Annotated in this window: 27 protein-coding genes and 2 pseudogenes; 16 read left to right on the top strand and 13 right to left on the bottom strand. The window is 64.4% G+C overall.

Features of this window, described 5'->3' with window-relative positions; genetic code table 11:
* The first annotated feature begins 323 nt into the window (after positions 1 to 323).
* Positions 324 to 734 (top strand): MbcA/ParS/Xre antitoxin family protein, encoded by a 411-nt coding sequence (locus tag FJW08_RS07980; RefSeq protein WP_140810044.1) that lies wholly within the window; start codon positions 324 to 326, stop codon positions 732 to 734.
* Positions 728 to 1,426 carry an RES family NAD+ phosphorylase gene (locus FJW08_RS07975; protein WP_140810043.1) on the top strand — a complete coding sequence of 233 codons (699 nt, stop codon included), beginning with the start codon at positions 728 to 730 and terminating at the stop codon, positions 1,424 to 1,426. Before FJW08_RS07980 ends, FJW08_RS07975 begins: the two co-directional genes overlap by 7 nt.
* Before the next feature lie 21 nt (positions 1,427 to 1,447).
* On the opposite strand, the gene FJW08_RS07970 is transcribed toward FJW08_RS07975, so the two are convergent.
* On the bottom strand, positions 1,448 to 2,320 hold the full coding sequence (locus FJW08_RS07970; protein WP_140810042.1) for a LysR substrate-binding domain-containing protein: 873 nt from the start codon (positions 2,318 to 2,320) through the stop codon (positions 1,448 to 1,450).
* A 124-nt stretch (positions 2,321 to 2,444) separates the two neighbouring features.
* On the opposite strand from FJW08_RS07970, the gene FJW08_RS07965 reads away from it, so the two are divergent.
* On the top strand, positions 2,445 to 2,648 hold the full coding sequence (locus FJW08_RS07965) for a hypothetical protein (RefSeq protein ID WP_140810041.1): 204 nt from the start codon (positions 2,445 to 2,447) through the stop codon (positions 2,646 to 2,648).
* Positions 2,649 to 2,675: 27 nt separating this feature from the next.
* Positions 2,676 to 3,428 (top strand): sulfite exporter TauE/SafE family protein, encoded by a 753-nt coding sequence (locus tag FJW08_RS07960; protein WP_140810039.1) that lies wholly within the window; start codon positions 2,676 to 2,678, stop codon positions 3,426 to 3,428.
* A gap of 61 nt (positions 3,429 to 3,489) precedes the next feature.
* Here FJW08_RS07960 and FJW08_RS07955 read toward each other — a convergent pair.
* Together FJW08_RS07955 and FJW08_RS07950 are read right to left on the bottom strand one after the other, a co-directional pair.
* Positions 3,490 to 3,693 (bottom strand): annotated as a pseudogene (locus tag FJW08_RS07955) (DUF308 domain-containing protein); the annotation flags it as partial.
* 39 nt (positions 3,694 to 3,732) lie between these two features.
* Positions 3,733 to 4,182, bottom strand: a complete 450-nt coding sequence (locus tag FJW08_RS07950) for a universal stress protein (RefSeq protein ID WP_140810038.1) — start codon at positions 4,180 to 4,182, stop codon at positions 3,733 to 3,735.
* A gap of 454 nt (positions 4,183 to 4,636) precedes the next feature.
* Here FJW08_RS07950 and FJW08_RS07940 point away from each other — a divergent pair, with 454 nt between their 5' ends.
* Positions 4,637 to 5,218, top strand: coding sequence for a histidine phosphatase family protein (locus FJW08_RS07940; RefSeq protein ID WP_140810037.1), 582 nt, complete (start codon positions 4,637 to 4,639; stop codon positions 5,216 to 5,218).
* Between the two features lie 214 nt (positions 5,219 to 5,432).
* Here the strand turns inward: FJW08_RS07940 and FJW08_RS07935 are convergent, their stop codons facing one another.
* The 3 genes from FJW08_RS07935 to FJW08_RS07925 form a co-directional block, all read right to left on the bottom strand.
* Positions 5,433 to 5,834, bottom strand: coding sequence for a VOC family protein (locus tag FJW08_RS07935; RefSeq protein WP_140763596.1), 402 nt, complete (start codon positions 5,832 to 5,834; stop codon positions 5,433 to 5,435).
* A gap of 77 nt (positions 5,835 to 5,911) precedes the next feature.
* Positions 5,912 to 6,976: an RNA polymerase subunit sigma-70 gene (locus tag FJW08_RS07930; protein ID WP_140810036.1), complete on the bottom strand. Its 1,065-nt coding sequence runs from the start codon at positions 6,974 to 6,976 to the stop codon at positions 5,912 to 5,914.
* A 40-nt stretch (positions 6,977 to 7,016) separates the two neighbouring features.
* Entirely contained in the window at positions 7,017 to 7,763 is a 747-nt protein-coding gene (locus FJW08_RS07925; protein WP_140810035.1) for an SDR family NAD(P)-dependent oxidoreductase, read from the bottom strand.
* Between the two features lie 690 nt (positions 7,764 to 8,453).
* Between FJW08_RS07925 and FJW08_RS07920 the strand changes: the two are divergent.
* Both FJW08_RS07920 and FJW08_RS07915 read left to right on the top strand, forming a co-directional pair.
* A pseudogene (locus FJW08_RS07920) lies at positions 8,454 to 8,681 on the top strand (IS1 family transposase); the annotation flags it as partial.
* A gap of 476 nt (positions 8,682 to 9,157) precedes the next feature.
* Positions 9,158 to 9,427 carry a cyclase gene (locus FJW08_RS07915; protein ID WP_140810033.1) on the top strand — a complete coding sequence of 90 codons (270 nt, stop codon included), beginning with the start codon at positions 9,158 to 9,160 and terminating at the stop codon, positions 9,425 to 9,427.
* A 184-nt stretch (positions 9,428 to 9,611) separates the two neighbouring features.
* Here the strand turns inward: FJW08_RS07915 and FJW08_RS07910 are convergent, their stop codons facing one another.
* Entirely contained in the window at positions 9,612 to 10,385 is a 774-nt protein-coding gene (locus FJW08_RS07910) for a pseudouridine synthase (protein WP_140810032.1), read from the bottom strand.
* A gap of 181 nt (positions 10,386 to 10,566) precedes the next feature.
* Between FJW08_RS07910 and FJW08_RS07905 the strand changes: the two genes are divergently transcribed.
* The gene (locus FJW08_RS07905; protein ID WP_140763590.1) at positions 10,567 to 11,310 is read left to right on the top strand and encodes a hypothetical protein; all 744 of its coding nucleotides are present in this window, start codon (positions 10,567 to 10,569) and stop codon (positions 11,308 to 11,310) included.
* Positions 11,300 to 12,892 carry a GH3 auxin-responsive promoter family protein gene (locus FJW08_RS07900; protein WP_181178775.1) on the top strand — a complete coding sequence of 531 codons (1,593 nt, stop codon included), beginning with the start codon at positions 11,300 to 11,302 and terminating at the stop codon, positions 12,890 to 12,892. The genes FJW08_RS07905 and FJW08_RS07900 overlap by 11 nt, the downstream gene beginning before the upstream one ends.
* Positions 12,893 to 12,968: 76 nt before the next feature.
* Here the strand turns inward: FJW08_RS07900 and FJW08_RS07895 are convergent, their stop codons facing one another.
* A complete protein-coding gene (locus FJW08_RS07895; protein ID WP_140763584.1) occupies positions 12,969 to 14,168 on the bottom strand; it encodes a cytochrome P450 in 1,200 nt (399 codons plus the stop codon).
* A gap of 74 nt (positions 14,169 to 14,242) precedes the next feature.
* On the opposite strand from FJW08_RS07895, the gene FJW08_RS07890 reads away from it, so the two are divergent.
* Positions 14,243 to 15,304, top strand: coding sequence for a hypothetical protein (locus FJW08_RS07890; RefSeq protein WP_140810031.1), 1,062 nt, complete (start codon positions 14,243 to 14,245; stop codon positions 15,302 to 15,304).
* A 180-nt stretch (positions 15,305 to 15,484) separates the two neighbouring features.
* On the opposite strand, the gene FJW08_RS07885 is transcribed toward FJW08_RS07890, so the two are convergent.
* Complete coding sequence (locus tag FJW08_RS07885; RefSeq protein WP_140763578.1) at positions 15,485 to 16,366, bottom strand: aldo/keto reductase family oxidoreductase; 882 nt, start codon at positions 16,364 to 16,366, stop codon at positions 15,485 to 15,487.
* Positions 16,367 to 16,459: 93 nt separating this feature from the next.
* On the opposite strand from FJW08_RS07885, the gene FJW08_RS07880 reads away from it, so the two are divergent.
* Together FJW08_RS07880 and FJW08_RS07875 are read left to right on the top strand one after the other, a co-directional pair.
* Entirely contained in the window at positions 16,460 to 17,362 is a 903-nt protein-coding gene (locus FJW08_RS07880) for a LysR family transcriptional regulator (RefSeq protein WP_140810030.1), read from the top strand.
* A gap of 166 nt (positions 17,363 to 17,528) precedes the next feature.
* Positions 17,529 to 19,442 (top strand): diguanylate cyclase, encoded by a 1,914-nt coding sequence (locus FJW08_RS07875; protein WP_140810029.1) that lies wholly within the window; start codon positions 17,529 to 17,531, stop codon positions 19,440 to 19,442.
* Between the two features lie 101 nt (positions 19,443 to 19,543).
* On the opposite strand, the gene FJW08_RS07870 is transcribed toward FJW08_RS07875, so the two are convergent.
* A complete protein-coding gene (locus tag FJW08_RS07870; protein ID WP_224596317.1) occupies positions 19,544 to 19,822 on the bottom strand; it encodes a hypothetical protein in 279 nt (92 codons plus the stop codon).
* 74 nt (positions 19,823 to 19,896) lie between these two features.
* On the opposite strand from FJW08_RS07870, the gene FJW08_RS32325 reads away from it, so the two are divergent.
* Both FJW08_RS32325 and FJW08_RS07860 read left to right on the top strand, forming a co-directional pair.
* Positions 19,897 to 20,175 (top strand): hypothetical protein, encoded by a 279-nt coding sequence (locus FJW08_RS32325; protein ID WP_181182862.1) that lies wholly within the window; start codon positions 19,897 to 19,899, stop codon positions 20,173 to 20,175.
* 563 nt (positions 20,176 to 20,738) lie between these two features.
* Positions 20,739 to 21,035, top strand: a complete 297-nt coding sequence (locus tag FJW08_RS07860; RefSeq protein WP_140763566.1) for a DUF1236 domain-containing protein — start codon at positions 20,739 to 20,741, stop codon at positions 21,033 to 21,035.
* A 272-nt stretch (positions 21,036 to 21,307) separates the two neighbouring features.
* On the opposite strand, the gene FJW08_RS07855 is transcribed toward FJW08_RS07860, so the two are convergent.
* Positions 21,308 to 21,787, bottom strand: coding sequence for a DUF2127 domain-containing protein (locus FJW08_RS07855; protein ID WP_140810028.1), 480 nt, complete (start codon positions 21,785 to 21,787; stop codon positions 21,308 to 21,310).
* A gap of 169 nt (positions 21,788 to 21,956) precedes the next feature.
* Here FJW08_RS07855 and FJW08_RS07850 point away from each other — a divergent pair, with 169 nt between their 5' ends.
* Positions 21,957 to 22,376: a phosphatase PAP2 family protein gene (locus FJW08_RS07850; RefSeq protein WP_348642657.1), complete on the top strand. Its 420-nt coding sequence runs from the start codon at positions 21,957 to 21,959 to the stop codon at positions 22,374 to 22,376.
* Positions 22,377 to 22,550: 174 nt separating this feature from the next.
* Here FJW08_RS07850 and FJW08_RS07840 read toward each other — a convergent pair whose 3' ends face one another.
* Positions 22,551 to 23,399, bottom strand: coding sequence for a helix-turn-helix transcriptional regulator (locus FJW08_RS07840; protein WP_181182861.1), 849 nt, complete (start codon positions 23,397 to 23,399; stop codon positions 22,551 to 22,553).
* Positions 23,400 to 23,504: 105 nt separating this feature from the next.
* Between FJW08_RS07840 and FJW08_RS07835 the strand changes: the two genes are divergently transcribed.
* Positions 23,505 to 24,389, top strand: a complete 885-nt coding sequence (locus tag FJW08_RS07835; RefSeq protein ID WP_140810025.1) for an SDR family oxidoreductase — start codon at positions 23,505 to 23,507, stop codon at positions 24,387 to 24,389.
* A gap of 21 nt (positions 24,390 to 24,410) precedes the next feature.
* Here the strand turns inward: FJW08_RS07835 and FJW08_RS07830 are convergent, their stop codons facing one another.
* Positions 24,411 to 25,109 carry a RibD family protein gene (locus tag FJW08_RS07830; protein WP_140810024.1) on the bottom strand — a complete coding sequence of 233 codons (699 nt, stop codon included), beginning with the start codon at positions 25,107 to 25,109 and terminating at the stop codon, positions 24,411 to 24,413.
* Positions 25,110 to 25,321: the final 212 nt, after the last annotated feature.

Genomic DNA, 25,321 nt, shown 5'->3' with positions numbered 1-25,321 from the left:
CGGCAACCGCATCTTAGGGGGAGAAAACTGTTACCTATGTATCCGGTTCATTCTGTTACCCATCTATCCGCTGGACACTGCCAGCGACGCCGGCGCCATTCTTGCAATGCTGATGATTTGGCGAAAGCGGTGACGACAGCGCCCCTCTCCCCGTCACTATACGGGGAGAGGATGCCGGCAGGCAGGTGAGGGGCAGCGCCAACTTGAGCGATGCCGTCTCCCTCCAAGTTCGAAACTTGTCTGACGCAGTTGCCCTTGATTCCGCCTCATCCTTGCCAATTGGCAGATACACGCTATATATCTGCCATTAGCGAGGTCTAGACATGCAGCTTCAGTCCATCGTCACCACGCCAGCCACGGTCGGCAGCGCCATCTCGGATGAAGAGGCGGGCGCCTTGGCGCGGACCACGGTCAACCTGTTCAAGGCGTGGAATCTCAGCGACTTCGAGGCCTGCGTCCTGCTTGGCGGCATCTCGGCGCGCACCTGGGCGCGGTGGAAAGAAGGCGGCGTCGGCAGGATCGACCGCGACCTGCGTACCCGGATGGCGCATCTGATGGGCATCCACAAAGGGCTGCGCTACCTCTTCACCGAACCGGCGCGCGGCTACGCCTGGATCCGCAAGCCCAATGCCGCCTTCGGCGGGCAATCGGCGCTCGACCTGATGCTGCGCGGCGACATTGCCGACCTCGCGGCGATGCGCGAATGGCTCGATGCTGAGCGTGGTGCATGGTGAGTGGGCTTGCGGTCCGGCGCCGCGTCCACTGGCCCCAGACCTATCGCATCATCCGCTCCATCCATCCGCCGATCGACCTGTTCGAGGACATCGCCGACCCGCGCGACTGGGAGGCGCTGGCCGCCGTCGAGGAGAAGACCAATCCGCGTATCCGGCTCGAACTTGGCGATCTCGGCAAGGTGCCGGCCGCAAGGCGGGTTTCCGGCCCCGGCGCCAGCTTCGTCATGGCGCCTTTCGTGCATTGCTCGACCTTGCGGCCCGGCCGCTTCTCGGATGGCAGCTACGGCATCTATTATGCCGGCGACAGCGAGGACGTGGCGCTGACCGAAACCATCCACCATCACCAGAACTTCATGCGCGCCACCAACGAGGCGCCCGGCTGGACGGCCGATTTCCGCGTGCTGATCGGCAGCGTCGACCGCGATCTCGACGACGTCAACGCCGTGCCCGGCGTGCTCGACCCGGACGACTATACGGCGTCGCAGGCGGAAGGGCGGGCGCTGCGGGCCGCCGGCAGCGACGGGCTGGTGTGGAACAGCGTGCGCATGCCCGATGGCGAGTGCATCGGCATCTTCTGGCCAGACGTCATCGATGTCCCGGTCCAGGGCCGCCACTACAGTTACCACTGGGACGGCGGACGCGTCGACTTCGTGCGCCAGCACGACACGGGCAAGGTGCTGGCGGTGGTGTGAATGCGGGCGGTGCGGTTGACCTCAGGTCAGCGCCGCCGCCAGCAGTTTCGCCTGCGGCGTCAGCGCCTCGAAGCTGCGGGCGCAGAGATTGAGCTGGCGCGTGGCCCAGTCGTCGGTGAGCCGCAGGCTGCGCAGCGTGCGGGCGGCGCGGCGCGCGGCACTTTCGGGCACGATGGCGATGCCGGCGCCTTGCGAGACCAGCCGGCAGACGTTGTCGAGGCCAGGCACACGGATGCGGAAGTGCAGGTGGCCGCCGAGCCGGGCAGCCTGGCGGGCTATGTGCTCCTGCAAGGGATGGCCGGCGCTCAAGCCGACGAAGGGCTCGCCGAGAACGTCGGCAAGGGCGGCGGTATGGCTTTCTAGGCCGGGCTGGGTCCGCGCGATGATCACCACGAGCCGGTCGACGAAAAACGGCTTCTGCTCGAGATGCGAAAGGCCGGCCCAACTGGCGGCGATGCCGAGATCGGTCGCACCGTTCGCCACCGCCTCGGCGATCTCATGGCTGGGGCGTTCGTCGAGGTCGATGTCGATCCCGGGATGCGCCGCCAGGAAAGCCGGCAGTGTGTCGCGCAGCAGCTCACTGGTCGCCGCCGTGTTGGCCATCAGCCGCACGCGGGCGCGCAGTCCCGTGGCATAGGCGCCGAGGTCGCCGGCCATGGCTTCGATCTGGTTCTGCACCGCCCGCGCATGATGGAGCAGCGCCTGTCCGGCCGCCGTCGGCACCACGCCGCGTCGTCGCCGCTCCAGAAGCGGCGCGCCCAGGCTTTCCTCCATGCCCTTGATGCGCGCGCTGGCTGAGGCGAGGGCGAGGCCGGCAAGTTCGGCGCCACCCGTGATGCTGCCGCGTTCGGCCACCAACAGGAACAGCCGGAGATCGGTGAGGTCGAAGCGCATTTTTTCGCTCCCGCAATCGTATCGTGCCCCAATCAGCCTTCGTTCAGGCCGAAGGCTGGCAGCGCAACTTCCACATTGCGGGCGGCCTGCATGTCAGTCAAATCATTTGCGATGGAGATGTGTGATGCGTGAAAAAACATCAGGCCGGCAAGGGCTCGGGATTCTTGAAAGCGCGGCGATCGTGCTGGCGCTCGCGGTGGCTTCGCTTGCCACCGCCCAAGCGCAATCTGGCTTGCGGGGATGCGCGGTGACGACGGCTTCCGTCAGCCGCGATGCCGTGCCCGCAAAGCCGGATGCCGAGGCGACGGACATGCTGTTGCATGACTGAAGGAACCGGCGTGCCCAAGGTCCATCCATGCTGAGCGGGGCCATAGCCTTCATCGGCGCCGTTTTCCTCGCTGCCGGCCTCGTCAAGGGCGTGGTCGGCATGGGGTTGCCGACCGTGGCGATGGGCCTGCTGGCGGTGACCATGCCGCCGGCGCAGGCCGCCGCCCTGTTGTTGATCCCGTCGCTGCTCACCAATCTCTGGCAGTTGTTCACTGGCCTGTCCTTCGGCGGGCTCTGCAGGCGCCTGTGGACGATGATGGCCGGCGTCGTCATCGGTACCGTAACCGGCGCCGGCCTATTGACCGGCGCTCACACGACGATGGCCTCGGCCGGGCTTGGCGCCGCGCTGGTGCTCTATGCGCTGGCCGGCCTCGCCAAGGTCGGCTTCACCACGCCGGCGCGCCACGAAGCCTGGATGTCGCCGCTGGTCGGTGTGGCGACCGGACTGGTCACCGGCGCCACCGGCGTCTTCGTCATCCCGGCGGTGCCTTACCTGCAATCGCTGCGGCTGGAGAAAGAGGACCTCATCCAGGCGCTCGGCCTGTCCTTCACCGTATCGACCGTGGCCCTTGGCTTCGGATTGTTCAGAACCGGCGCGTTTCTCTCGCCGACCGGGCAACTGGCGGGGTCTGTCCTGGCCCTGGCGCCGGCGCTGGCCGGCATGGTCATCGGCCAGGCGCTGCGCCAGAGGATGGGCGTCGAGACCTTCCGCACGGTGTTCTTCGCCGGCCTGCTGGTGCTGGGTGCCTATCTCGCGCTGGAGGCTGTGCTGCGGGGGTAAAAAGGGGCCCGGCCGCATACCGTCTTGCGCGTGTTTCGGCCAGGCCCAGCACTTTGGAGGATCAGACGGTGCGCTTGCGTGCCTGCGTGACGCTCAGCCATGCCGCCGAGACGAGAAAATAGAAGGCGCCGAACGCGGCGTAAGGCGCGATATCGGTGATGTCAGGCGCCGCGGCGCCGATTGCCTGTTTGATGAAGAAGCCGCCGGCAAGGGCCGACTGCGCACCGCTCAGCACCATCGCCCATTGCGCGCCTGAAGCAGCCTTGATCGACCGCGCCATTCTGTAAAAAGTGAGTTGCGGCCGTTACCGCACCACCAGGACCGGGATCTCGGTGTAGGACAGCACCTCCGCCGTCTGGCTGCCCAGAAGCAGCCTGCCGAGGCCCCGGCGGCCGTGCGAGGCCATGACGATCAGGTCGCAGCCTTGCGCCTTGGACAGTTCCAGGATCGCCTCGGCAGGCCTCTTGTCCTCGACATGGACGAGCTTGGCGGACACGCCGGCGGCATCGGCGGATGCCTTGCACTTGTCGAGCACTTCCTTGCCATAGCGGCGCGATTCTTCCTGGTAGGCGGCCAGTTCATCGCCGGCGGCATAGCCGGCCATGGCGCCGCCCCAGGCGAAGATCGGGAATTGTTCCGAGACGGTGATGAAGGTGACGGCGGCGCCGATGCCCTTGGCCAGCGTGAGGCCATGGGCAACGCCCTTGTCGGCCAGTTCAGAGCCGTCGGTGGCGATGAGCAGATGTTTGTACATGATGATCCGACCTGTCGTGCCAGGATTGTCCGCGGGCGGACATGTTCCGGTGATGACTATCCAACAGAGATAGTTATGCCCCCGCGCTCATTCATTGAGCCAATGCGGCGGGCATCAGGGCCAGAAATGTGGCTTGATATCCAGAGCTTGGTTTCTCGCGCGGTCAATTGTTGGCGTCGGCGCCGCCCCTCATTGCCCTGCCGGGCATTTCTCCCCGTATAGAGACGGGGAGAAAGGGCAGTTGCGACCTTGGCGCTCTTTCTGCGGCGCTGGAGATTCGCGAAATCATCGACGAATGCGTCCTTCTCCCCGTCACTATACGGGGAGAAGATGGCGGCAGCCAGATGAGGGGCGGCGCCAACCTATCGAGAAGAAGCACCGCGCAGATTTAGCCAGCCGGATTCCCCTTGGCGGAATCGTCCTCTAAGGTGCCGACAACTCCGAAAGGCACCCCATGAGCAACGCGTTTCCGCAGATCCATCTGGTCCGGCATGGCGAGACGGCATGGAGCCTTTCGGGGCAGCATACCGGGCGCACCGACATGCCGCTAACGCCGGCCGGCGAGGCGGCCGCGCACGGCGTCGCGGATCGGCTCAAGGGCCTGTCGTTTTCGGCGGTGTGGTCGAGCCCTTCTCAGCGCGCCTACAACACCAGCGTGCTCGCCGGCTTTGGGGAGCGCAGCGTCAGGATGGACGACCTGCAGGAATGGGATTACGGCGCTTATGAAGGGCGCGCCACGAAAGAAATCCTGGCCGAGCGGCCGGGCTGGAACGTGTTTCGCGACGGCTGCCCGCAAGGCGAGATGGCGGCCGATGTCGGCGCCCGTGCCGACAGGATCATCGACCGTCTGCGCAAGGCCAATGCCGACATACTGATCTTTTCCAGCGCGCATTTCCTGCGCGTGCTCGCCGCCCGCTGGCTCGGGCTGCCGCCGGAAGGCGGGGCGCTGTTCGTGCTCGACACAGCCAGCATCAGCGTGCTCGGCTACGAGCATGACCTCGGCGAGCCGGTCGTGCGCAAGTGGAATCTGAGGTAGGGCTGGCAGCTTAGCGCCGACATCAATCGTTTCGTCATCCACGGGCGGAGCAAGGAGCGAAGCGACGCGGCGCAGACCCGAGGATCCATGCCGCGAGCTCAAGGCGTCGCCAACGGTGCCGATCCTGCTCCGCTGCACCCCTCGATCGATGTCACGGCATGGATACCAGGGTCTCCGCGACGCCGCTTCGCGGCTGCTTCGTCCTGACGAAAACCTACCTCTCGAACTTCCGAATCGCCTCGGCGGTGACAGGCTGGAAGAAATTCACCAGATTGCCGTCGGGGTCGCGAAACAGCAACGAGCGGTTGCCCCAGGGCATGGTGGTCGGCTGCTGCACGGTCGTGCCCTTGATGATATCCGACAGCCGGGCGAATTCGGCATCGACGTCGCCGACGCGGAATTCGAGGATGGCCGTGTGGTTGTCGGCGGGGCGGGCGATGTCGCCGCCGAACAGCATCAAGGTGCGCGTGCTGCCGATCGCCAGCGTGCAGGCCGGCGTCGCCAGTTCGGCGAAGTCTTCGGTGTACACCGTCACCGGCATGCCGGTGATCTCACCGTAGAAGCGCACGAGGCGCTGGACATCGGACGTGATGATGCGGACGGAGACGAAATTCATCGCATTGGCTCCTTGATCTCGAAGCCGCGACCGGGCTCCCGACCGATCCATAACCCAGGTCTCCTGCCAGCTTTCTGTCAGGAGACGGGTTGCGATGGCTGCGCTTGCGGCTCGGACCAGACCGGCGGCAGGTTGAAAGCCGCGAACAAATCGGGGCCGAGCGGGCCGACATAGACTGTCAGCGCGGCGATCTGGCCGTCGGCCGGCTCGATGACGTGCAGCGATTGCGCGCGCCACTCGGCATCCTGATGGCGCCGCGCATAGATCGCCACGGCGGGCTGGCCATTGGCCCTTGTCGCCACCACGCGGTAGCCGGCGAAATTGCTCCACACGGTCTCGAAGAAGCCGTGGATTGCCTGGCGGCCCTGGTACCAGTCGTGCCATGGCGGCATGTGGTAGGTGGCGTCTTCGCGCAGGAGTTCGATGAAGCCGTCGAGATTGGCGGCCTCCCAGGTGCTGATATAGCGTTCGAGCAGCAGGTCCTCGTCGGCGCTCGGCCGCGCGCGCTGCAGTGGCCGCCCCTTGGGGAAGCGTTCGCCAAGTGTGGCGCGCGCCCGCTGCAGGGCGCTGTTGACCGACGCCGTCGAGCCGCCCAGCAATTGCGCCGTTTCCAGCGCCGACCAGCCGAGCACGTCGCACAGCAGCAGCACGGCGCGCTGCCTCGGCGGCAGAAACTGGATCGCCGCGACGAAGGCCAGCCGGACGGCCTCGCGGGTTTCGTAACGCGCTTCCGGGCCGGGTGCGCCATCGGCGAGGTCCGGCAGCTCGGCGTCGGGGTAGGGCTCGAGCCAGGCGAGTTCGGCGGCCGGGCCGGCGGCGGCGCGGCCTTCGGTCGACGGCCGTGCGGGCTCTTCGAGAATGCGGCGCGCCGACGACCTGGCCTTGATCGCGTTGAGGCAATTGTTGGTGGCAATGGCGTAGAGCCAGCCACGCGGCGAGCCGTGGCCGCCGAATTGCGCCCGGCCGCGCCATGCTTTCAGGAACGTGTCCTGGACAAGGTCGTTGGCCTCGTGGAGCGAGCCCATCATCCGGTAGCAGTGCAGCTTGAGTTCGCGGCGGTGGGTGATGGTCAGGCGCTCGAAGGCAGGCCGGTCGAGGACCGGCCGGCCCAATGGCCCGGAAGCGCCAGGAGCATCTGTCATTTCCAGCCCGCCATGATGATTTCGGGCCATCCTGCGCGCCTCACGCCGCCGCCGCAAGGCCGCTGCCGCTCACCGTGAAGGTGACGCCTGGCATCCTGCCGCCGGCAAGCGTCACCACGGCGCGCCCGACATCGGCGGGCGTCTGCATATCGGTCATGCTGGCCAGGAAATCCGCCGGGCTGATGCCGAGATAGGCCGAAACGCCCGTGATGCCGCGCTGGCCGACGCCGGTGCCGGCCATGATGCGCATCGGCGCCAGCGCCATGAAACGCAGGCCGAGGCCAAGCCGGTCGGCTTCCTTCTGGCTATGGGCGGCGAGGAACAACTGCATGCGCTTGGCGCCGGAGTAGCCGCCCGAATTGGGCGGGCCGCCGCTGAATGCAGCGCCGCTTGAGATCAGCACCACGCGGCTGCCGGGCTTCAGCCGGCCGCGCAGCGCTGCCCGGCAGAACAGGAAGGACGCCTTGACGTCCATTTCCCAATTGGCCGAGAACTCGCCCCAGCCTTGGTCCTGAATGGGTGCCGATGGGGCGAAGGCACCGGCGCAGATCACCAGCACATCCGGTTCGAGAGCGGCGAAGACCGCATCTGGAGCCGCCTCCCGCGTAGCATCCGCTACGAGCGTCTTTACGCCTGATGCCTCCCAGGAGAGTTCCTTCAGAGCGTCCGCGCCCCGGGCGACGGCGAGCACGGTTGCTCCCTCGATCAGCGCGGCTTGCACGATGGAGCGGCCGACGCCCCGGCTGCCTCCGACCACGACGACATTTTGACCTTGCAACGATCCCATGGATCACCTCGCTTTCCGGCCCGGAGGATTCCGGCGCCTAATGATCAGGACAGCGGAGGCGGGTGGAAATCATCGGTACGCGAGTAAAAATCTTTCGTGGGGGGCCTTTCAGGCGGCTCTCGTTCGTGGGTAGTGGGTCAGTTTGAAATTTTGATCAAGACGGATGGCCGAAGACAGCCAATATAAGCGCCACCACCCCGAAGGTACAAAAAAAGACAACAGCGCCATATGCAAGTACCCGGCGCGCCACTTGGAAACGGGGTGCCCAAAATTGAGCATGGAGCCTTGCGTCTCGGCTCCCCATTCGCTCGCTCCAAGGAAGGTTCTGCTCATCAATCGATCCATAGAAGTCAGTGCGCAGAATTATACCTGAAAGTGAGATGAACATAGCTGCAAAGCTCAACGCCAATACAATGACGCAGACTGTTATTGGAATAAATAAATGAGGATTATCGGTCCATTCATATTGCAAATTTCCCTCCGCCTTTGTCCCGGTCCGCGAACCTGAAGCTTCTCCGCCTCTTTAGCCTCGATCAGCGCGACAATATCGCAGATCTCCCAAAGCTTGTCAGTCGCCAGCGGCCATCGCCGGGGTAATGCGCAACAGCCTATTTCAAATTAATACGCTACTCATTCGTTGGTAGTGGGTCAGTTTGAAATTTAGCCCCGATCACAATAGGCGCTTACGGCTTTTCAAAGAAGGTGGAAGCCCACGCCAACGCGGTTGCCCTGCATTTCATGTACTACAATTTCGTGCGCATCCATGCCACGTTACGCGTGACCCCGGCGATGGCCGCTAGTGTGACCGACAAGCTTTGGGAGATCGCGGATATCGTTGCTCTCATCGAGGCGAAGGAAGCCGAGAAGCCGCTTGTGCGCGGTCCCTATAGAAAGCGCGAGAAAACTGCTATAGCCTAGAGGCATGCAGCACGACGAAAGCGGACCGAAAGTGAAGAAACAAACACAGCAATTCAACTTCCGCAACATTGTTGTATACATTTGCAGCGCGATCATCATTCCAGTCCAAGTCGGTTTCCCCTTCTTCCCGGCTTGGTTTAGGCCATACAGATTTCCGTTTATGGTCGTCATATTCGCCTTGGGCGCCGCTATAATATTGCTATATAATAAAGTAAAAACTGGACTATTCTTACCTGGCAGGCCGAAGGCATAAATTTCGCTCGAGATTTCTACCTTCGGCGCCTAGCAGTCAGCGGAATGCACATAGCATTCATTGCCCTATGGATGTCCGGGGAAGGTGGCGAAGCGCAAATTTCAAACTGACCCACTACCCATTCGTTCGTCGGTTTGCCAAGGATATGATTGGGGCGATAAACTGGACGGCCCATCGCCGATCTCTTGGGCACCAACAAGCAACAGCCTGGGAGGAATGTACGATGACGACGCTGTTCGTGAGACATACCGTGTCCGACTACGAGGCCTGGCGCAAAGTCTATGACGGGTTCGCCCCGGTTCAAAAGGCCAACGGCGTGAAGGCAGAGGCCGTCTATCAGGCGGCGGACAACCCCAACGACGTCACCGTAACGCATGATTTCGCCAGTGCCGCCGAAGCGCAGGCCTTCATCAAAAACCCAAAATTAAAAGAGGCGATGGCGAGCGCCGGCGTGGTCGGCGCGCCAACCATGTGGATCACCAACAAGGCCTGATCGACTGCTCTACAGCATGTCGCGGCGAATAGAATTCGCCCGACCTGCTGTAGGCTTCTGATTTCATGCATGTCGTTGTCCCGGAACCGAGGACACTTCCGGGCGACATGCATTAACTCGATCCGATCGCCAGTGCCGCAATGAATGGCCAGGCCGCGTTCGGCCTGGCGGGCGGGACGTTTTTTCAGCCCGCCAGCAATGCCAGTTCCTCCGCCGTCAAATGCCGCGCCGTGCCCTTGGCGAGGTCGCCGAGCGGCAGCCGGCCGATGGCGATGCGGATGAGGCGCTTGACCTCGATGCCATACGCGGCGAGCAGGCGGCGGATGTGGCGGTTCTTGCCTTCGTCGAGCACGATCTCCAGCCAGGCGGTGCGGCCGCCGCTGCGCAGCAGTTGGATCGAGTTTGCCGCCAGGGTCTCGCCGTCGACTGTGACGCCGGCGCGGAGCTGGTCCAGCAGCGTTTCATCCGGCACCGTGGCGACCTGCACGTGGTAGGTCTTGGGCAGATGCGAGGCCGGGTCCATCAGGCGGTTGGCGAACTGCGTGTCGTTTGTCATCAGCAGCAGGCCTTCGCTCGCCTTGTCGAGACGGCCGACCGGCGAGACGTAGGGCAAGCCGAGCCCTTCGAGACAGGCATAGACGGTGTCGCGCTCGAGCGGATCGTCGCGGGTGGTGACGAGCCCGCGCGGCTTGTTGAGCATGACGTAGACCTTGCGCTCGGCAACGACCGCTTCGCCATCGACGACGATGCGATCGCGGTTCAAGTCGACGCGCAGCGAGGCATCGCGCACCACCTTTCCGCCGACGCGCACGCGGCCATCCGCGATCAGCAACTGCGCCTGCGTGCGCGAACACAGGCCGAGTTTCGACAGCGCGCGGCTCAGGCTGACGCCGGGAGGCCCGGCGCTGCGTGGCTTGCCGGGTGGCGGCCTGCCGGGCGGTGGTGGTCGTGGGGCCATGCTGCTGCCGGTGATCCGTTCCAGCCGACAGATGCCATGGGTGAGGTGGGCACCGCAAGCCGGGCAAGCCACGCGGCTGGATTGCCGGCAAGACCAAGGAACGAATCGTCGAGGACCGGGTTGAACTTTGCAAGCCATGGCTGATATTCGTGGATCGGGGTGATAGGGCGGGACAGACTACTTGGGACTTGGTGCGGGCCGAGCGGATTTCATAGAGTCAGGAATAACGCCGGTCGCGGAACTGGCGCCGGCCGACCGCGACCAGATGTTCGCCCTCTACGAGACCTACTACGAGGCTATCGATCGCGACCTTTTCGAGCGCGATCTGTCCGAGAAGGACGCCGTCGTGCTGGTCCGCCGCAGCCGGAAGATCATCGGTTTCTCGACCTATCTCGTCCGGCACCAGGCGATCGGCGCCGAGACCGTACATTACCTCTTCTCCGGGGACACCGTCCTGCATTCCTCGCTTTGGGGCAATCCCGTGCTCCTGCAAGGTTTTTTCCGCGCGGCCGGCGCTGCCAAGGCCCAGGTCGAGGGTCGGCTGTTCTGGTTCTCCATCATAGGCGGCCATAGGACATTCCGTATCCTGCCCAATTTCTTCCGCGAGTTCGTTCCAGCCGTCGATGCCCAGGATTCGAGCCAACTGCGGACAATACGTGACACGATAGCGGTTGCGCGCCATGGCCATTCTTTCGAACCCTCCACAGGGCTGATCGACTTCGGTTCGTCGCAAGGTCATTTGCGGGAAGAATGGGCGGATGTAGAGGACACAGCGATTCGAAACCGCTTCGCCGCGTTCTTTCTCAAGGCCAATCCTTTCTATTTCCGGGGCGTCGAACTCGCCTGCCTGACCGAACTCGAGATCGGCAATTTGAAGCGCTATGGCGCCACGAGCTTTGCCGAAGGGGTGCGCGATGGCCGCTGAGGCCTGGGCACGGATTGCCGGCGCGACCGCTGCCGCCGAAGCCGGTTTTCAGGCGCTGCTTGGCCAATTGGAGACGACGCAGCGCGAGCTGTTGCGGGGGCTGATCGAAGCCAATGCCGGGACGGAATTCGGCCGCGACCACGCTTTCGCCAGCGCCACATCGGCCGAAGCGTTTCGCGATCTGGTTCCAGTCGCCGATTACGAGGCGTTGCTGCCTTACATCAGGCGCACAGTCGATGGCGCTGGCAATGTGCTGACCGCCGAGCCGGTCCGGTTCCTGGAGCAGACCGGCGGCAGTTCGGGCGGCTCGAAATATATCCCCTATACGGACAGCGGCCTGCGGGCCTTCACCTCTTGCCTTTATCCCTGGCTGGCGGACCTGATCCGCCGCCGGCCGGGTGTGGCGCAAGGAAACGGCTATTTCGCGCTGAGCCCCGTGGGCCGCGGCGCGGACGAACGCGTCGGCGCCCACAGGCTCGGCAGTCCGGTGCCTTTTGCCTATTTCGGCGCCTTGCGCGACAGCCTCATCGAGCTTTCGGCCGTTCCGATGGAGCTCAGGCTGCTCGGCGATTTCGCCAGCTGGCAAAGGCAGACCTGCCTGCACCTATTGGCCGCCGATGAGCTGAGCCTGATCTGGGTCTGGAGCCCGACCTATTTGACGGAGATCCTGCGCGCCATGCAGCGCGATGCGGCGAGCCTGCTGCCGGAACTCGCGGACAGGCTTGGCGCTACGCGGCCGGCGGGCAGGGTGAGCCGCCGCATTGCCGTTCTGGAGGCAGCTCTTGGAGGATCCGGCGCGGGGCTGTCGGCGATCTGGCCTCGGCTCGACACGATCAGCTGCTGGACCGATGCCTCGAGCCGCGGCTTTGCCGCCGAATTGCAGGGGCAATTTCCCCAAACCTTCATCCAGTCGAAAGGACTGATGTCGACCGAGGCCGCCGTGTCATTTCCGTATGCCGATGGTCCCGGCTGCATCCTGGCATCGCAAAGCGGGTTCTTCGAATTTCTCGACGACAGCGGTGCCGGCCGTTTTGCCTGGCAGCTGGAGGTCGGCGGCTGCTACCGGCTGATCGTCACCACGGGCTCGGGGCTCTATCGCTACGACACGCAAGACATGGTCGAGGTTTGTGGCTTCACCGGCGATACGCCGCGCCTGCGCTTCATCGGTCGCGCCGGCATGGTGTCGGATCTCTGCGGCGAAAAACTCACGGAAGCCTTCGTCGCGCGCTGTCTTGCCGATACAGGGCTCGATCCCCGCACCTATGCGCTGCTCGTCGCGGTCGCGGCGCCGCACCCGCACTATCGGCTTTTCGTCGAAACCGGGGGAACCGCAGGGAGAATTGCGCCGCCCGGTCCAGCCGTCGAGCACGCACTGATGGCCAATCCGCAATATGAATATGCACGCCGCATCGGTCAGTTGGGCGCGTTGCGGGCGACCACCGTCGACGACCTCTATGGCAGGCTGAAGCGCCACCGCATGAAAGGCGGCGCGAGCATTGCCGGCATGAAGGCGCCAATCCTGCTCAGGCAATCGGACGACGCACTTCTGTCGGCCCTCGATGCCGGCGAAGCGGGAGTTTAGGATGACACGCTACCCCTCTGAACTGGAATCGGAATTTGCCGTGATGTCTGGCGAGGAAGGAACCGGGCTGTCCCGGTCAGGCCGTCAGGCGCAACGTCAATGCGTCCAGGCCACGGATGGAGGAATTGTTCATCCATCGCCAGGCGACAGGCTCGATGGCTTTCCAGCGGACGAGTGCGGCTTCCAGCATCGCATTGCCTTCCATCTCGGCCAGCGCCCTGCCTATGCAGACATGCGCGCCCCGGCCAAAGGCGAGGTTCTGCTTGCCGGCGCGGCGAAGGTTGAAACGGGATGCATCGGCAAACTGGGAAGGGTCGCGATTGGCGGCGCCGACCAGCAGCACCATCAGCCGGTCCTTTCCGATCTCCTGGCCGCCAACAACCACGGGCTCGAGCGGCCAGCGGCAGATCTTCTGCACCGGGCTTTCCAGCCGCAGCGTTTCGGCAACGGCGCTGGCGGCAAGCCGGCGATCGGCCCGCAGTGCCGACCATTGGTCGGGCTGGTGGGCAAGATGGAACAGCATGTTGCCGATGAGATGCACCGTGGTCTCATGGCCGGCAAAGGCCAGGAAGGCGATGTTGCGGCCGGCAGCCGTCAGCCCCAGCGCGTCGACCAGAGCCGGCATGCCCGTCAGCAACGGCGGCAGGCGCTGGGCGGCGAGCAGATGGCGCAGATGCTCGACGAAATAGCCGGACATCTCGTCGGCCGGGTTGGCGCGGCCGCCAAAGGCGTCGTCGAAGCCGGTGTCGAGCATCGTGCGGATCGAAACCGACCAGGCGCGGATCAGCGGCATGTCCTTCCCCGGCACGCCCAACAGGCGGCAGATAACACGTTCGGGGACGGCGCGCGTGAAGGCGGCGACGACATCGACGGGGCCCGACAGGCCGGCATCGCCGACGAGTTCGTCAACCGCTTGCGCGACCGCTGGGCGCAGGGCTGCCATACCCTTGCCGACAAAGGGTTGCTGCAGGGATTGGCGCAACGCGGCATGGGCCCTGCCTTCCTGGTAGATCAGCCAGTCGCGTGTCGCCGAATTCGGCCCCGCCGCCTCGCTACCCGGCGGCACGTGCGACAGGCTGCGATTGGCAAGACTGCTCGAAACGAGATCGTATCCGGTGACATAGACATCGCCCCACGGCGCCTGCCAGACGGGGGCCAGCCGCCGCATTTCATCATGGATGGCATAAGTGTCGGCGGCGGCCTCGAAGGCACCGGCTCGAATCCCTTGCCATGGATGCTCGACTGCCTCGAACGAGGAGGAGGGCCCGGTATGCATCGCTTTTCAAAAAACTCCACCTTGCCAGCCAGACCAGGCATGCGTCGAGCGCGCCGGGAAACCATTAGCCGGCCATGACCACCGATCAAGGACCGATCTACTATTTCTGCACCCGCCAACACGCTTACACGGTGGGCGTGATGCTTGGCTATTATGACCATGGACTAGGCGACCTGGTGCGGATCATTCCCTATGAGCATATGGCTAGGCTTGGGCCCGTCGCGCCCGGCACCTTCATCTTCACCGACTTCGAAAGGCTGTCCGCCGCGCGGCTGCAGGCGGCTATTTCGCTGCACAGGCGGATTGGCTCCCTCAATCCCGACCTGTTGCTGCTCAACAGTCCGGCGATCGTGCCTCGTCGCTTCGACCTGCTGAAACGGCTGAAGGCGGCCGGCCTCAACCATTTCGACGTGCATCGCCTGGAGGACCGCAAGGCAATCCATCGCTTTCCCATCTTCGTGCGCTGGGAGAGCCAGCATGAGCCGCCGGTGACCGGATTGATCGACAGTGCGGATGGCCTGGAGCGGGCCATCGCCAGTTTGCCGGCGCGTATTCGCAGCGACCCGGACCTGATGATCGTCGAATATGGCGCAGCGCCATCGGCCGACGGGCGGTTTCGCAAATATTCGGCCTACAAGGTCGGACCGACGGTCTATCCGCAGCACTGCTTCATCAATGAAAGCTGGTACATCAAGTTTCCCGGCACCCGCTTCAGCGAGGCGGACAGGGCCGAGAGCCGCGCCTATGTAGCGCAAAATCCGCATGCCGCGCAGATCGAGCGCGTCTTTGCGCTGGCCGGCATCGACTATGGCCGCATCGACTACGGCATCGTCGACGGCCAGGTCCAGACCTTCGAGATCAATAGCAACCCGACGGTCCTGGCGCGACCGCCCGGGTGGGAGGCGGGCGCCGACTACAGCCGCTACGCCCAGATGCATGCCCAGGCGTTGCGCGGTATCATGCGGCCGGCCTCCGGCCCCAACCTTCTGCTCGGCGACGGCAGCATGAGCGTCGATGCCGTTCATGCCGACGCCATGCGGACAGTGCGCTGGCGCGTCGCGGGATTTTCGCTGAGGTGGCGCCTGTCCCTGCGGGCGCTGAAGAAACGGCTGGCACGCATTTTCGGTCATGGATGAGTGTCGGCGAGCACGCGCTCGACGGGTGCGTCGAAAATCCGCCCGACAGCAAAGCTGCGGTCGGATGCGGTGGACGCGTTCATTTCGGCCTGTCCGTGCGGTACCACAGCCGCGAGGCCGTGAAGGTGAGGGCGGCTGCCGGGGAGCAAGTTCCTACCCGGCAGAGTTCTGCTGGAAACCTCAGGCCGCCTTGGCCTCGCCGCCTATCCCGTTCAGCACCTCGATCGCGTCGGCCGGTAGCGTCAGCTCGGCCGCCGCCAGATTCTCCCTGAGATGCCCGACCGACGAGGTGCCGGGGATCAGCAGGATGTTGGGGGAGCGCTGCAACAGCCAGGCGAGCGCCACCTGCATGGGGGTGGCGCCGAGCTTTTGCGCGACGTCGGCAAGCGTGCCCGACTGCAGCGGCGTGAAACCGCCGAGCGGGAAGAACGGCACATAAGCGATGCCGTCGGCGGCAAGCTCGTCGATCAGCCCGTCATCCTGGCGATGCGCGATGTTGTATTGGTTCTGCACGCAGACGATGTCGACCATGCCGCGTCCCTGCGCGATCTGTTTGCGGGTGACGTTGCTCAGGCCGATATGGCGCACCAGGCCCCGGCGCTGCAGTTCGGCGAGCGTGTCGAGCTGCGGCTCGAGCGATCCCTCGACGGGTCCGTGGATGCCATGCATGGAGCGCAGGTTCACGACCTCGAGCACGTCCAGCCCGAGATTGCGCAGATTGTCGTGCACGGCCTGCGTCAGCTCCCGCGGTGACATTGCGGGGATCCACGATGCATCCGCGCCGCGCCGGGCACTGATCTTGGTGACGACGGTGAGGTTGGCGGGGTAGGGATGCAGCGCCTCGCGGATGATCTGGTTGGTGACGTGCGGGCCGTAGAAATCCGATGTGTCGATGTGGTCGACGCCGCTGGCAACAGCCTCGCGCAGCACGGCGAGCGCGGCGTCACGGTCCTTCGGCGGGCCGAAGACGCCCGGTCCGGCCAGTTGCATGGCGCCGTAGCCGAGGCGCTTCACGGTGCGGTCGCCGAGCCTGAAGCTTCCGGCCTTGCTGATGTCTGTCATGGTCTCATCTCCGTTGGATCAGCCAGATATAGACAACGCCTGCCTGCACGATAATATGATGCAATTGGTACGACCTGTGCGGAAAAGCGAACAATGGCGGATCTCGGCGACCTCCAGGCATTCATGGCGGTGGCGCGCGCCGGCGGCTTCCGCGAGGCAGCCCGGGTAAGCGGCGTCAGCGCCTCCAGCCTCTCGGAGACGGTGCGGCGGCTGGAGAGCGGTCTCGGCGTGCGGCTCCTCAACCGTACCACGCGCAGCGTGGCGCCGACCGAGGCCGGTGCGCGGCTGCTCGAGCGGCTCGGCCCCGCGCTCGGCGAGGTCGAAGCGGCGCTCGACGTGGTCAACGGTTTTCGCAGCCGCCCGGCCGGCACGCTGCGGCTTAACGTGCCTGTCGTCGCTGCGAAACTGGTGCTGCCGCGCCTTTTGCCGCCCTTTCTCGCGGCCTATCCCGAAATTCGCCTGGAAGTGACCGCCGAGGACAGTTTCGTCGACATACTGGCGAGCGGCTGCGACGCCGGTATCCGCTATGACGAGCGGCTGGAGCAGGACATGATCGCCGTGCCGATCGGCCCGCGCCGGCAGCGCTTCGCCACCGCCGCCGCAACGGCCTATCTCGACCGGCACGGCCGGCCCGGCCATCCGCGCGACCTGCTCGATCATGCCTGCCTGCGCGGCCGCTTCGCCAGCGGTTTCACGCCGCCCTGGGAGTTCGAGCGCGATGGCGAGGTGGTGAGCGTCGAACCGACTGGACCGCTGCTGGTCAGCACCGGCACGGCGATGGCGCTTGCGCTCGAGGTGGCGGTCGCCGGCGGCGGCATCGTCTCGCTGTTCGAGGACTGGCTGCGCCCGTATTTCGACGACGGCCGGCTGGAGCCGGTGCTGGAGCCCTGGTGGCAGGAATTTTCAGGCCCGTTCCTCTATTATCCCGGCCGCCGCCTGACGCCGGCGCCGCTGCGGGCGTTCATTGATTTTGTCGGTGGGATGCGCTGGGGGTGATACCTGACCGATATCGTCCCGCCGCATGTGTCGGCCTTTTCGACCCTGCCGCCGTGTTTCCCTTTTCGACCAAAGGGCAAATCCCCTGATGTAACACTTTGTTGTCATTGGAGGTCTATCGAAGAGGCGGTACGGCGAAAGCCCGATGAAGGGAAAAAGGCGCGCAATGGGTTCGCCCTGGTCCGAATTGCTGGCCAATCTCGCGGTCGTGGCGATGTTCGTTTCGGTCTGGATCCACACGCATGTGTGGCTGGATCGCTGGCCGGCCGCCGTAAAGGCAGCGACCTTCGGCGTGCTGATGGGCGCCGGCGCCATCGTTCTGATGCTCACACCCATGCAGTTGCAGCCTGGTGTTCTCGCCGATCTCAGGGCGACGATGATCGCCATTGCCGGCTTCTTCGGCGGTCCTGTCGCCGGCATCGTCGCCGGGGTCATGGCCGGCGCCTTCCGGACATTCGAGGGCGGCATCGGCACCTTCGCCGGCGCGGTGGGAATAGCGGCAGCCATGCTGGTCGGTGTTGCCGGAAACCTGGCCCTGAAGGGCCGCCACGCCACCATACTCGACATCATGATCCTTGGCGGGGCCGCGGCGGCGGCGTCACTGCTTGGCCTCAGCGTCCTGCCGCGGGATGTCCTGCGAATGGTTCTGCCTGATGTGGCGCTGCCTTCCTCCCTGCTCATCTTTGTCTCGGTGGTGCTGTCGGGGCTGACGTTCTACCAGGAGCGGCGTCGCCTCGAAGCGCTGCGGTCCCGGCGCATTTACAAGACCGTGGTGGAGACGCTGCCCGATTGCCTCAACGTCAAGGATCTCGACGGACGGTTCATCGCGGCCAACCCGGCAACGGCCGAATTGCTGCATGCGCCCGACGCCAAGGCACTGATCGGCAAGACGGACTTCGACTTCTTTCCGCATGAGACGGCCAAAGGCTTCCGCGAGGACGAGCTTGTCGCGCTTGCGTCGGGCGCCTCGGCCACCATCGAACAGCGCCTTCGCCACGAGGACGGCACCGATGGCTGGCTGGCGACCTTGAAAGCTCCGTTCCGCGACAGGACCGGGGCGGTCGTCGGCCTGATCACCCACAATCGCGACATCACCGCGCGCAAGCAACTCGAGACCGAGCTGGCGGAAAGCCGGGTCCGGCTCGGAGACGCCTTGACGCACATGGCCGACGGCCTGGTGATGTTCGACCCGGATGGCGTGCTGGTGCTGTGCAACGCACAGTATCGCGCCATGTTTCCGAAGACGGCCGAATTAAGAGTTCCGGGTGCCGACTACCGTGACATCCTGCGCGCCGCGGCGGCGCGCGGCGAGGGGACCACACCGCCGGACGCGGTCGAGGACTGGATCGCCGACATCATGGCCTCGCAGAAGCTCGTCAGCCACCGCCTGGTCCGGCTTGCCGACGGGCGCTGGCTCGATGTGCGCACCCGGCCGACCGGCGATGGCGGAAGCCTCAGCGTGTTTTCCGACATCACCGAAGCCAAGCAGATCGAGGCCGAACTGATGGCCGCCAATGAGAAGCTGAACCTCCTGGCGCACCGCGACGGCCTGACCGAACTGTTGACGCGGCGCGCCTTCGACGAAGCGCTGGCGCGCGAATTCGCCCGCGCCACCCGCAACGCGATGCCGCTCAGCCTGCTCATCATCGACGTCGACTGGTTCAAGCGGTTCAACGACCATTACGGCCATCCGGCTGGCGATGACTGCCTGCGCGTCGTCAGCCGCTGCATCGAGGCCGCAGCCCGCCGGCCGGCGGACGCCGCCGCCCGTTACGGCGGCGAGGAGTTCGGGCTCATCCTGCCCGAGACCGACGCGCGGGGGGCCTTCGTCATCGCCGAAAACCTCAGGAGCAAGGTGCGCGACCTCGCTCTTGCGCATGCCGGCAGCGAAAAAGGCATCGTCACCGTCAGCATCGGTGTCAGCACCTTCGAGGCCGACGCCGCCATGGAGATCGCCGATCTCCTGAGCCGCGCCGACGAGGCGCTCTACGGCGCCAAGGCCGCGGGGCGGGACCGAGTGCATGGCTGGCGTCCGCATCTCAGCGGCCAACGCTCGACCGGTTCGCGGCGCAAGACATGAGCGTTCCCAGGCACCGGGTTGCCAGTAGAATTTGGATCGAGGCTGAACTGGCGAGTGCACGAGGATCCGGGCGCGCACCTCTCTCAAGTGGCGTGCAAGCTTCAACCGGTGCGAACTGAATCCGTGCTGGCGTGATCGAGCTTCACAAGACGAGCCTTCGCCTCGCCGACACGTTGTTGCGCGGATCGTATCCTGTCACAAAGCGTCAGATTGATACCAACGCCACAGTGTTCGTCCAACATCGCGTTTGCACGTTCGAGGGCGAGTTCCGCTCGGTTAAGTCGCTGCCTAGCCCTGGCCAGTTCCAAGGTCAGAAGAAGTTCCATTACTGCTGTTTCCGTGGCTACGGTCCCTTCAAGTGGGAAACCGTTGCCGGTCATTTTGGTTCCGGCTGTTTGCGCGCACCTGCGTTCGCTGCCGCGCGCACCCATGATGCCCGTCAGGACGGCCTTGGATGGGCAAGGTTGGTGTCGAAAGTGCCCGGGAGGACAGGTGTGTCATTCCGGCCGGTCGAGGCTGTCGACATCGTGTCGACCGGCGGAATGATGACCATGCGCACATGCTGCTCTGGCCACAATGGCTTTCCGAAAAGAACGAACGTGCCGGCGAGAAAACAGACCAGCAAGAGGATGGCAAGATGTTGGCTATGATCTCACCAAGCTGCATTGCCTTTCCTCCAAATCACGCACCTGCAATCGGCAACGAGCACCAGCGGACTACGTTCAACGTTTAGGACCAATGCGCCCGACACTTCGGACTTCGGTCCGAGTTGCGGGTCGAACGATAAGGGCACAGCCTGCGCACCGGCGGCCAGCCGGTAGCGAGGGCTGCTACCAGCTTAAGGTAAAGCTGACGAGCAGGACGGCAATCAAGGCCGATAACGGGACCGCCATCAATAGCGCCGCCTCGATAAGGCGGGTTTGCTTGTCGCCGAACATCCGAATCTCCTCACATCTCGGCCCAAAACCAGGGAATTTAGGGTTCGCCCACCGCATGGAAGCGGTGAGCGAACCCTATTGGCGCAGGAAGGGACGTAGCTGCGCCAATTTGCAAAAAAATTCGCAGTTACTGTCCGGCTTTTAGCAACTACCCGCCGTGTCCTCGCAGCGAACAACGAGCGCGAAAGGCAGCCGTTCCCGGCGACGGTTCCGGCAGGACTATTGCGTTTTTATATGGGACTTAAGTCTTGGGCCGATGGGACCGAAGCCCAAGCCTGGAACATTCGATGCTACCTGAAGTTCGATCCGCAGCGCAGTGACAATGTTGTGGCTGTGCGGATTGCAGATGGAGGAATTCATGAAAAAGAATCTTGCCGCCGTAGCCGCGGTTCTGTTGCTCGCAGGAGTCGGCGCGGCCGCGGCCGAGGACGTCGTCATCCAGCCCGAGCAGGAAACGGTGATCAAGGAATATGTGAAGAAGCAGCCGCTGGCTTCGATCAAGATTCCCGGCGTGGAACTCAATGTCGGCACGGCTTTGCCCGATACGGTCGAGCTGCACGAAGTTCCCAACGTCAAGTACCGCTACACCGTCGTCGACAACCATACCGTGATCGTGGATCCAGGCACCCGCAAGATCGTCAAGATCATCCAGTAACGGCGTGTGGCCCGCCGCCGGGCTGGTGGCGGGCCGGCTACGCAAGGTGGATTGCCTGAGCAATCGGAATTTGCGCGGGTCGATGCCCTTTAATGCATGTCGCCCGGAAGTGTCTTCGAGCCGGCCTGTAAGGGCTGCGGTTTCGCCGATCCTGACCTCGCGATCGTCGCAGCAGAACTCCCAGATCCACCTACCGGCATTCCGCGCAGGACACCTTCCGGTGGGGGACATTGCAGCCATGGACTTTGATCCGGTGGGCGAATGCCGTACCGCTAGCGGCTTGCTACCTTGTGCCGCAGAACGAGGCGGTACTCATGCCAGATCAGCCAGATGACGATCAGGTCGAATATGGTGAGCACGATCAACCCGGCCGAGTGAGTATAGCTGAAGCGGTAGAGCTGGTAGACGATGAAGACCAGCAAGGCGACAAGCGATGCCGGATAGGCCCATAGCTTGCCCCACAACAGGCCTGCGACCAGGGCAATCTTGATGAGGCCGTGACTGAGAAGGTAGAATGCGTAGAAATGCTGCGTGCCGACAGAGAAATGGCTTGCCGCGTCCATCAAATGGCCGGCGATGAAATCGTGCGGGTCGTCGACCAGCTCTTCCTGCGTGAGCCTGTTCACCAGCGACACGATCGTGCCGGTGCCGACGACGGCAAGCAGCAGGCCGCCGACGCATTCGACCAGGGCGTGTGCGCCTTTTAGCAGCAGGCTGACCTCGAAAATCTGGTGGACACGCTGCTCGTTCATGCAGTCTCCTGGCGTTTGGCGTGGCGCTTCGATGACAGGGTGAGTTGATGGACGTGACGATTACACATTGGATCAATTCGGCGGCGGGAATATGCCCAGTGCTGGATCAGATCATGATAGCCGTGACGAAATTCGGTGTTCCGCTTCTGGTGGCCTGCGTCGTGCTGCAATGGTGGAGCAGGACGGACAGGACGCATGTGCGTCATGCCGCGATCGCAGCCGGACTGTCTTCCTGATCGGACTTGGCGCCAACCAGATCATCCTGCTCTTCGTGCATCGAGTGCGTCCCTACGACGCCGGCGTGACCCACCTCATCATTCCCGCCAGCATCGACTGGTCGTTCCCTTCGGATCACGCGACAGCGGCTTTCGCCATCGTTGCCGCATTCGTCCTGCAGGCGCTTCCGAGGCGCGCGCTCTTGTTCGGAGCAATGGCGCTGCTGGTTTGCTGCTCGCGGCTGTCTGTGGGCATCCATTACGCGACGGATGTGCTTGGCGGCGCTCTGACCGGCATTGCCGCCGCCGTGCTTGTCCGCGCCATATACCGCGAAGACTCCAGGCTGGACCGGCTGGCGACAAACATCCTGTGAGGGAAATCGGCTGTGGAGCAAACTGGGCCGTGCAGGCCTTGCGCCCATGACCGATTTCGCCAGACGCCTCGCTGACGCTCAGCGATTTCGCCGAACCGTCGATCCGCCCGCATGCCAATCTTTACTGGGGGCCGACTTTGCAGATCCTGAAGGCGGTGTGCGACGGATTCAGCGTCATCGCGACAGGGCCGCCGCTTGCTCTTGGAGGCGCCGGGCCAGCGCGCGAATTCGATCGGCGACCTTGCTGTCCACCGGGTTGTAGACGGTCAGGCTCAGATCCGGCCGGCCGTCGACCGCGAAGGCCGAATATTCGAGCTCGATGTCGCCGAGTTCGGGATGCTTCAGGCGCTTTGTTCCGTCGCCATGGCTGAGCACGTCGTTTTCCCGCCACAGGGCAGCAAACTCGGGGCTGGCGCCGCAAAGCTCGTCCACCAACTGGGCGACCTCCGACACTGCGCCGGCGCGTGCCGCGTCGGCCCGGAACGCACCGACCACGAAGCGGGCGAGGTTTTCCCAATCGTGCTGCTTGGCGCGGATGGTGGGGCTCAGGAACATGAAGCGCAGGATGTTGCGCTGACCGGGGGGCAGGACGCTGTAGTCGGTGAGCACGACCTGCGCGGCGCGGTTCCAGGCAACGACATCCCAGGTCGCCGTCTTGATCAGGGCCGGGCTCGCCTCGAGCGTGTCGATGAGGCGCTGCAGCCGGGGGCTGACGCCCTCGGCGCCGACGTAGCGGACCTCCGGCGGGCGCCCCAGCCCGAGCATGAAAAGATGTTCGCGCTCGGCCTCGGTCAGCAGCAGCCCCTTGGCGATCCGGTTCAGCACGTCGGCCGAAGGCGCGCCGCCGCGGCCCTGTTCCAGCCATGTGTACCAGGTCGGGCTGATGTTGGCGCGCTGGGCGACCTCTTCCCGGCGCAGCCCTGGCGTGCGCCTGCGCCCGGAGAAGCCGAACGATGCGGGGTCGAGCCGGGTGCGCCGGTCTTTCAGAAATGCCGCGAGCGAACCGGTGGAAGTGTTGGGCATCCTGTTAGCCTTCAAGCTGGTAGTCATTATACCATGATAAGATCACTACTTTAATGGAATAATAGGGCAGCGATATTACGCAGGCAACTGTGCAGGAGATTTTGCATGCATATCTTTCTTACCGGCGCCACCGGCTTCATCGGTTCGGCGATTGTCCCCGAACTCATCCAGGCCGGCCATCAGGTGGTCGGCGTCACCCGCTCCGATGCCGGCGCCGAAGCGTTGGCCGCCGCGGGCGTGGAGGTGTATCGCGGAACCCTCGAGGATCCCGAGGGGCTGCGCGACGGCGCGGCGAAAGCGGAGGCCGTGATCCACACCGCATTCGACCATGATTTTTCGCGGTTTGCCGAGAATTGCGAAAAGGACGGGCGCGTGATCGCGGCACTCGGCCAGGCACTCGCCGGCTCCGACCGGCCGCTGGTGATCACGTCGGGCACCGGCATGGGCGCCCCCGGACATGGTGAGTTGGCGGTCGAGGACGTCTTCAATCCCAGCCATCCCAATCCCCGCGTCGCCTCGGAACTCGCCGGAAATGCCCTGCTGGAGGCGGGCATCAACGTGTCGGTGATGCGGCTGCCGCAGGTCCATGACACGGTCAAGCAGGGGCTGATCTCGCCGCTCGTCGAAATCGCGCGCCAGAAAGGCGTCTCGGCCTATGTCGGTGAAGGCCGCAATCGCTTTGCGGCGGGCCATCTCCTCGACGTGGCGCGCCTCTATCGCCTTGCCGTGGAAAAGCGGCAGCCGGGCGCACGCTATCACGCCGTCGGCGAGGAAGGCGTCGAGGTGCGCGCCATCGCCGAGGCGCTTGGCCGGGGCCTGAACCTGCCGGTGGTTTCGATCGCGCCGGAAAAGGCGGCGGAGCATTTCGGCTGGATGGCGATGTTCGCTCCCATGGACCTGCCGGCTTCCAGCGCGCTGACCCAGGCGCGGCTCGGCTGGCATCCGACCGGGCCGACGCTGATCGCCGATCTCGACGCCATGCGGTATTGAGGCGCCTAAAAGGTGGCGGCTTCAGGGAGGGCTGACGGCATAGCGCAAATGGACGAGGCCATGCGCGAGGGCTTTGCAATCCGTGAGCGACAACCGCACCTTGCCGGCAAGGCCGGCCTCGCCGAACTCGACAAAGCCCTGGTTTGCCGCCCGCGCATCGAGCGCGGGGGCAATGAGAAGGCTGAGTTCGTCGATAAGCCCCGCCGCGAAGAAGGAGCCGTTGATACCGGCGCCGCCTTCGAGCAGCAGCCGGCGGATGCCGAGTTCGCGCCCGAGCACGTCGAGCATCGCGGCGAGATCGATGTTGGCCGTTTCCGACACGATATAGGACACGCCGTCGGCGGCGAGTTCGGCCAGATGGCTGTCGGCGACATCACGCCCGAGCAGCACCACGACATGGTCGCCGCCGATATCGGGTTTGGCGAAGTGCAGCTTGCCGGAGGCATCGAGCGCCACGGCATAGCTGCCCGCGTCGCGCCGCGCGAAATGATGCGGCCGGTCGACCTTGCCCCCATGCGCCGGCGGGTGCGCGCCGGCTTTGCTCATCTCCGCCATGGTGACGCGGCCGACGATCCAGGCGTCGCCTTCGAGGTCGTTGTGGATCTGTTCATAGAGACCCGACCACTCGGCCCGGCTGCCATCGGGGCTGGCGGTATAGCGGCTCGGATGAAGGCTGCCGTCGAGCGAGGCAAGCATATGGCAGATGATTTGCGGCTTCATGCGATTTCTCCGGAGATGGATTCCAAAATTCAGGCCTTGTCGTGCGTGGTCCTCCCAAACCGTACCGCTTTTAGGCGCTCGCACGACACGAGACGGCTGGCCAAGGGAGCAGCCAAACTCTCGCAGACCGTGAAGTAACGCCCGCTATGTCGATTGCAATGTTTGAGGCGTGACCGGGCTAGGCCGCTTCAAGCGCCATCAACTTCTCCGCC

It is taken from the genome of Mesorhizobium sp. B3-2-1 (assembly GCF_006439515.1).
Lineage (GTDB): Bacteria > Pseudomonadota > Alphaproteobacteria > Rhizobiales > Rhizobiaceae > Mesorhizobium.
The sequence above is the reverse complement of the archived record's forward strand: the minus strand, read 5'-3'. Positions and strand labels throughout refer to the sequence as shown.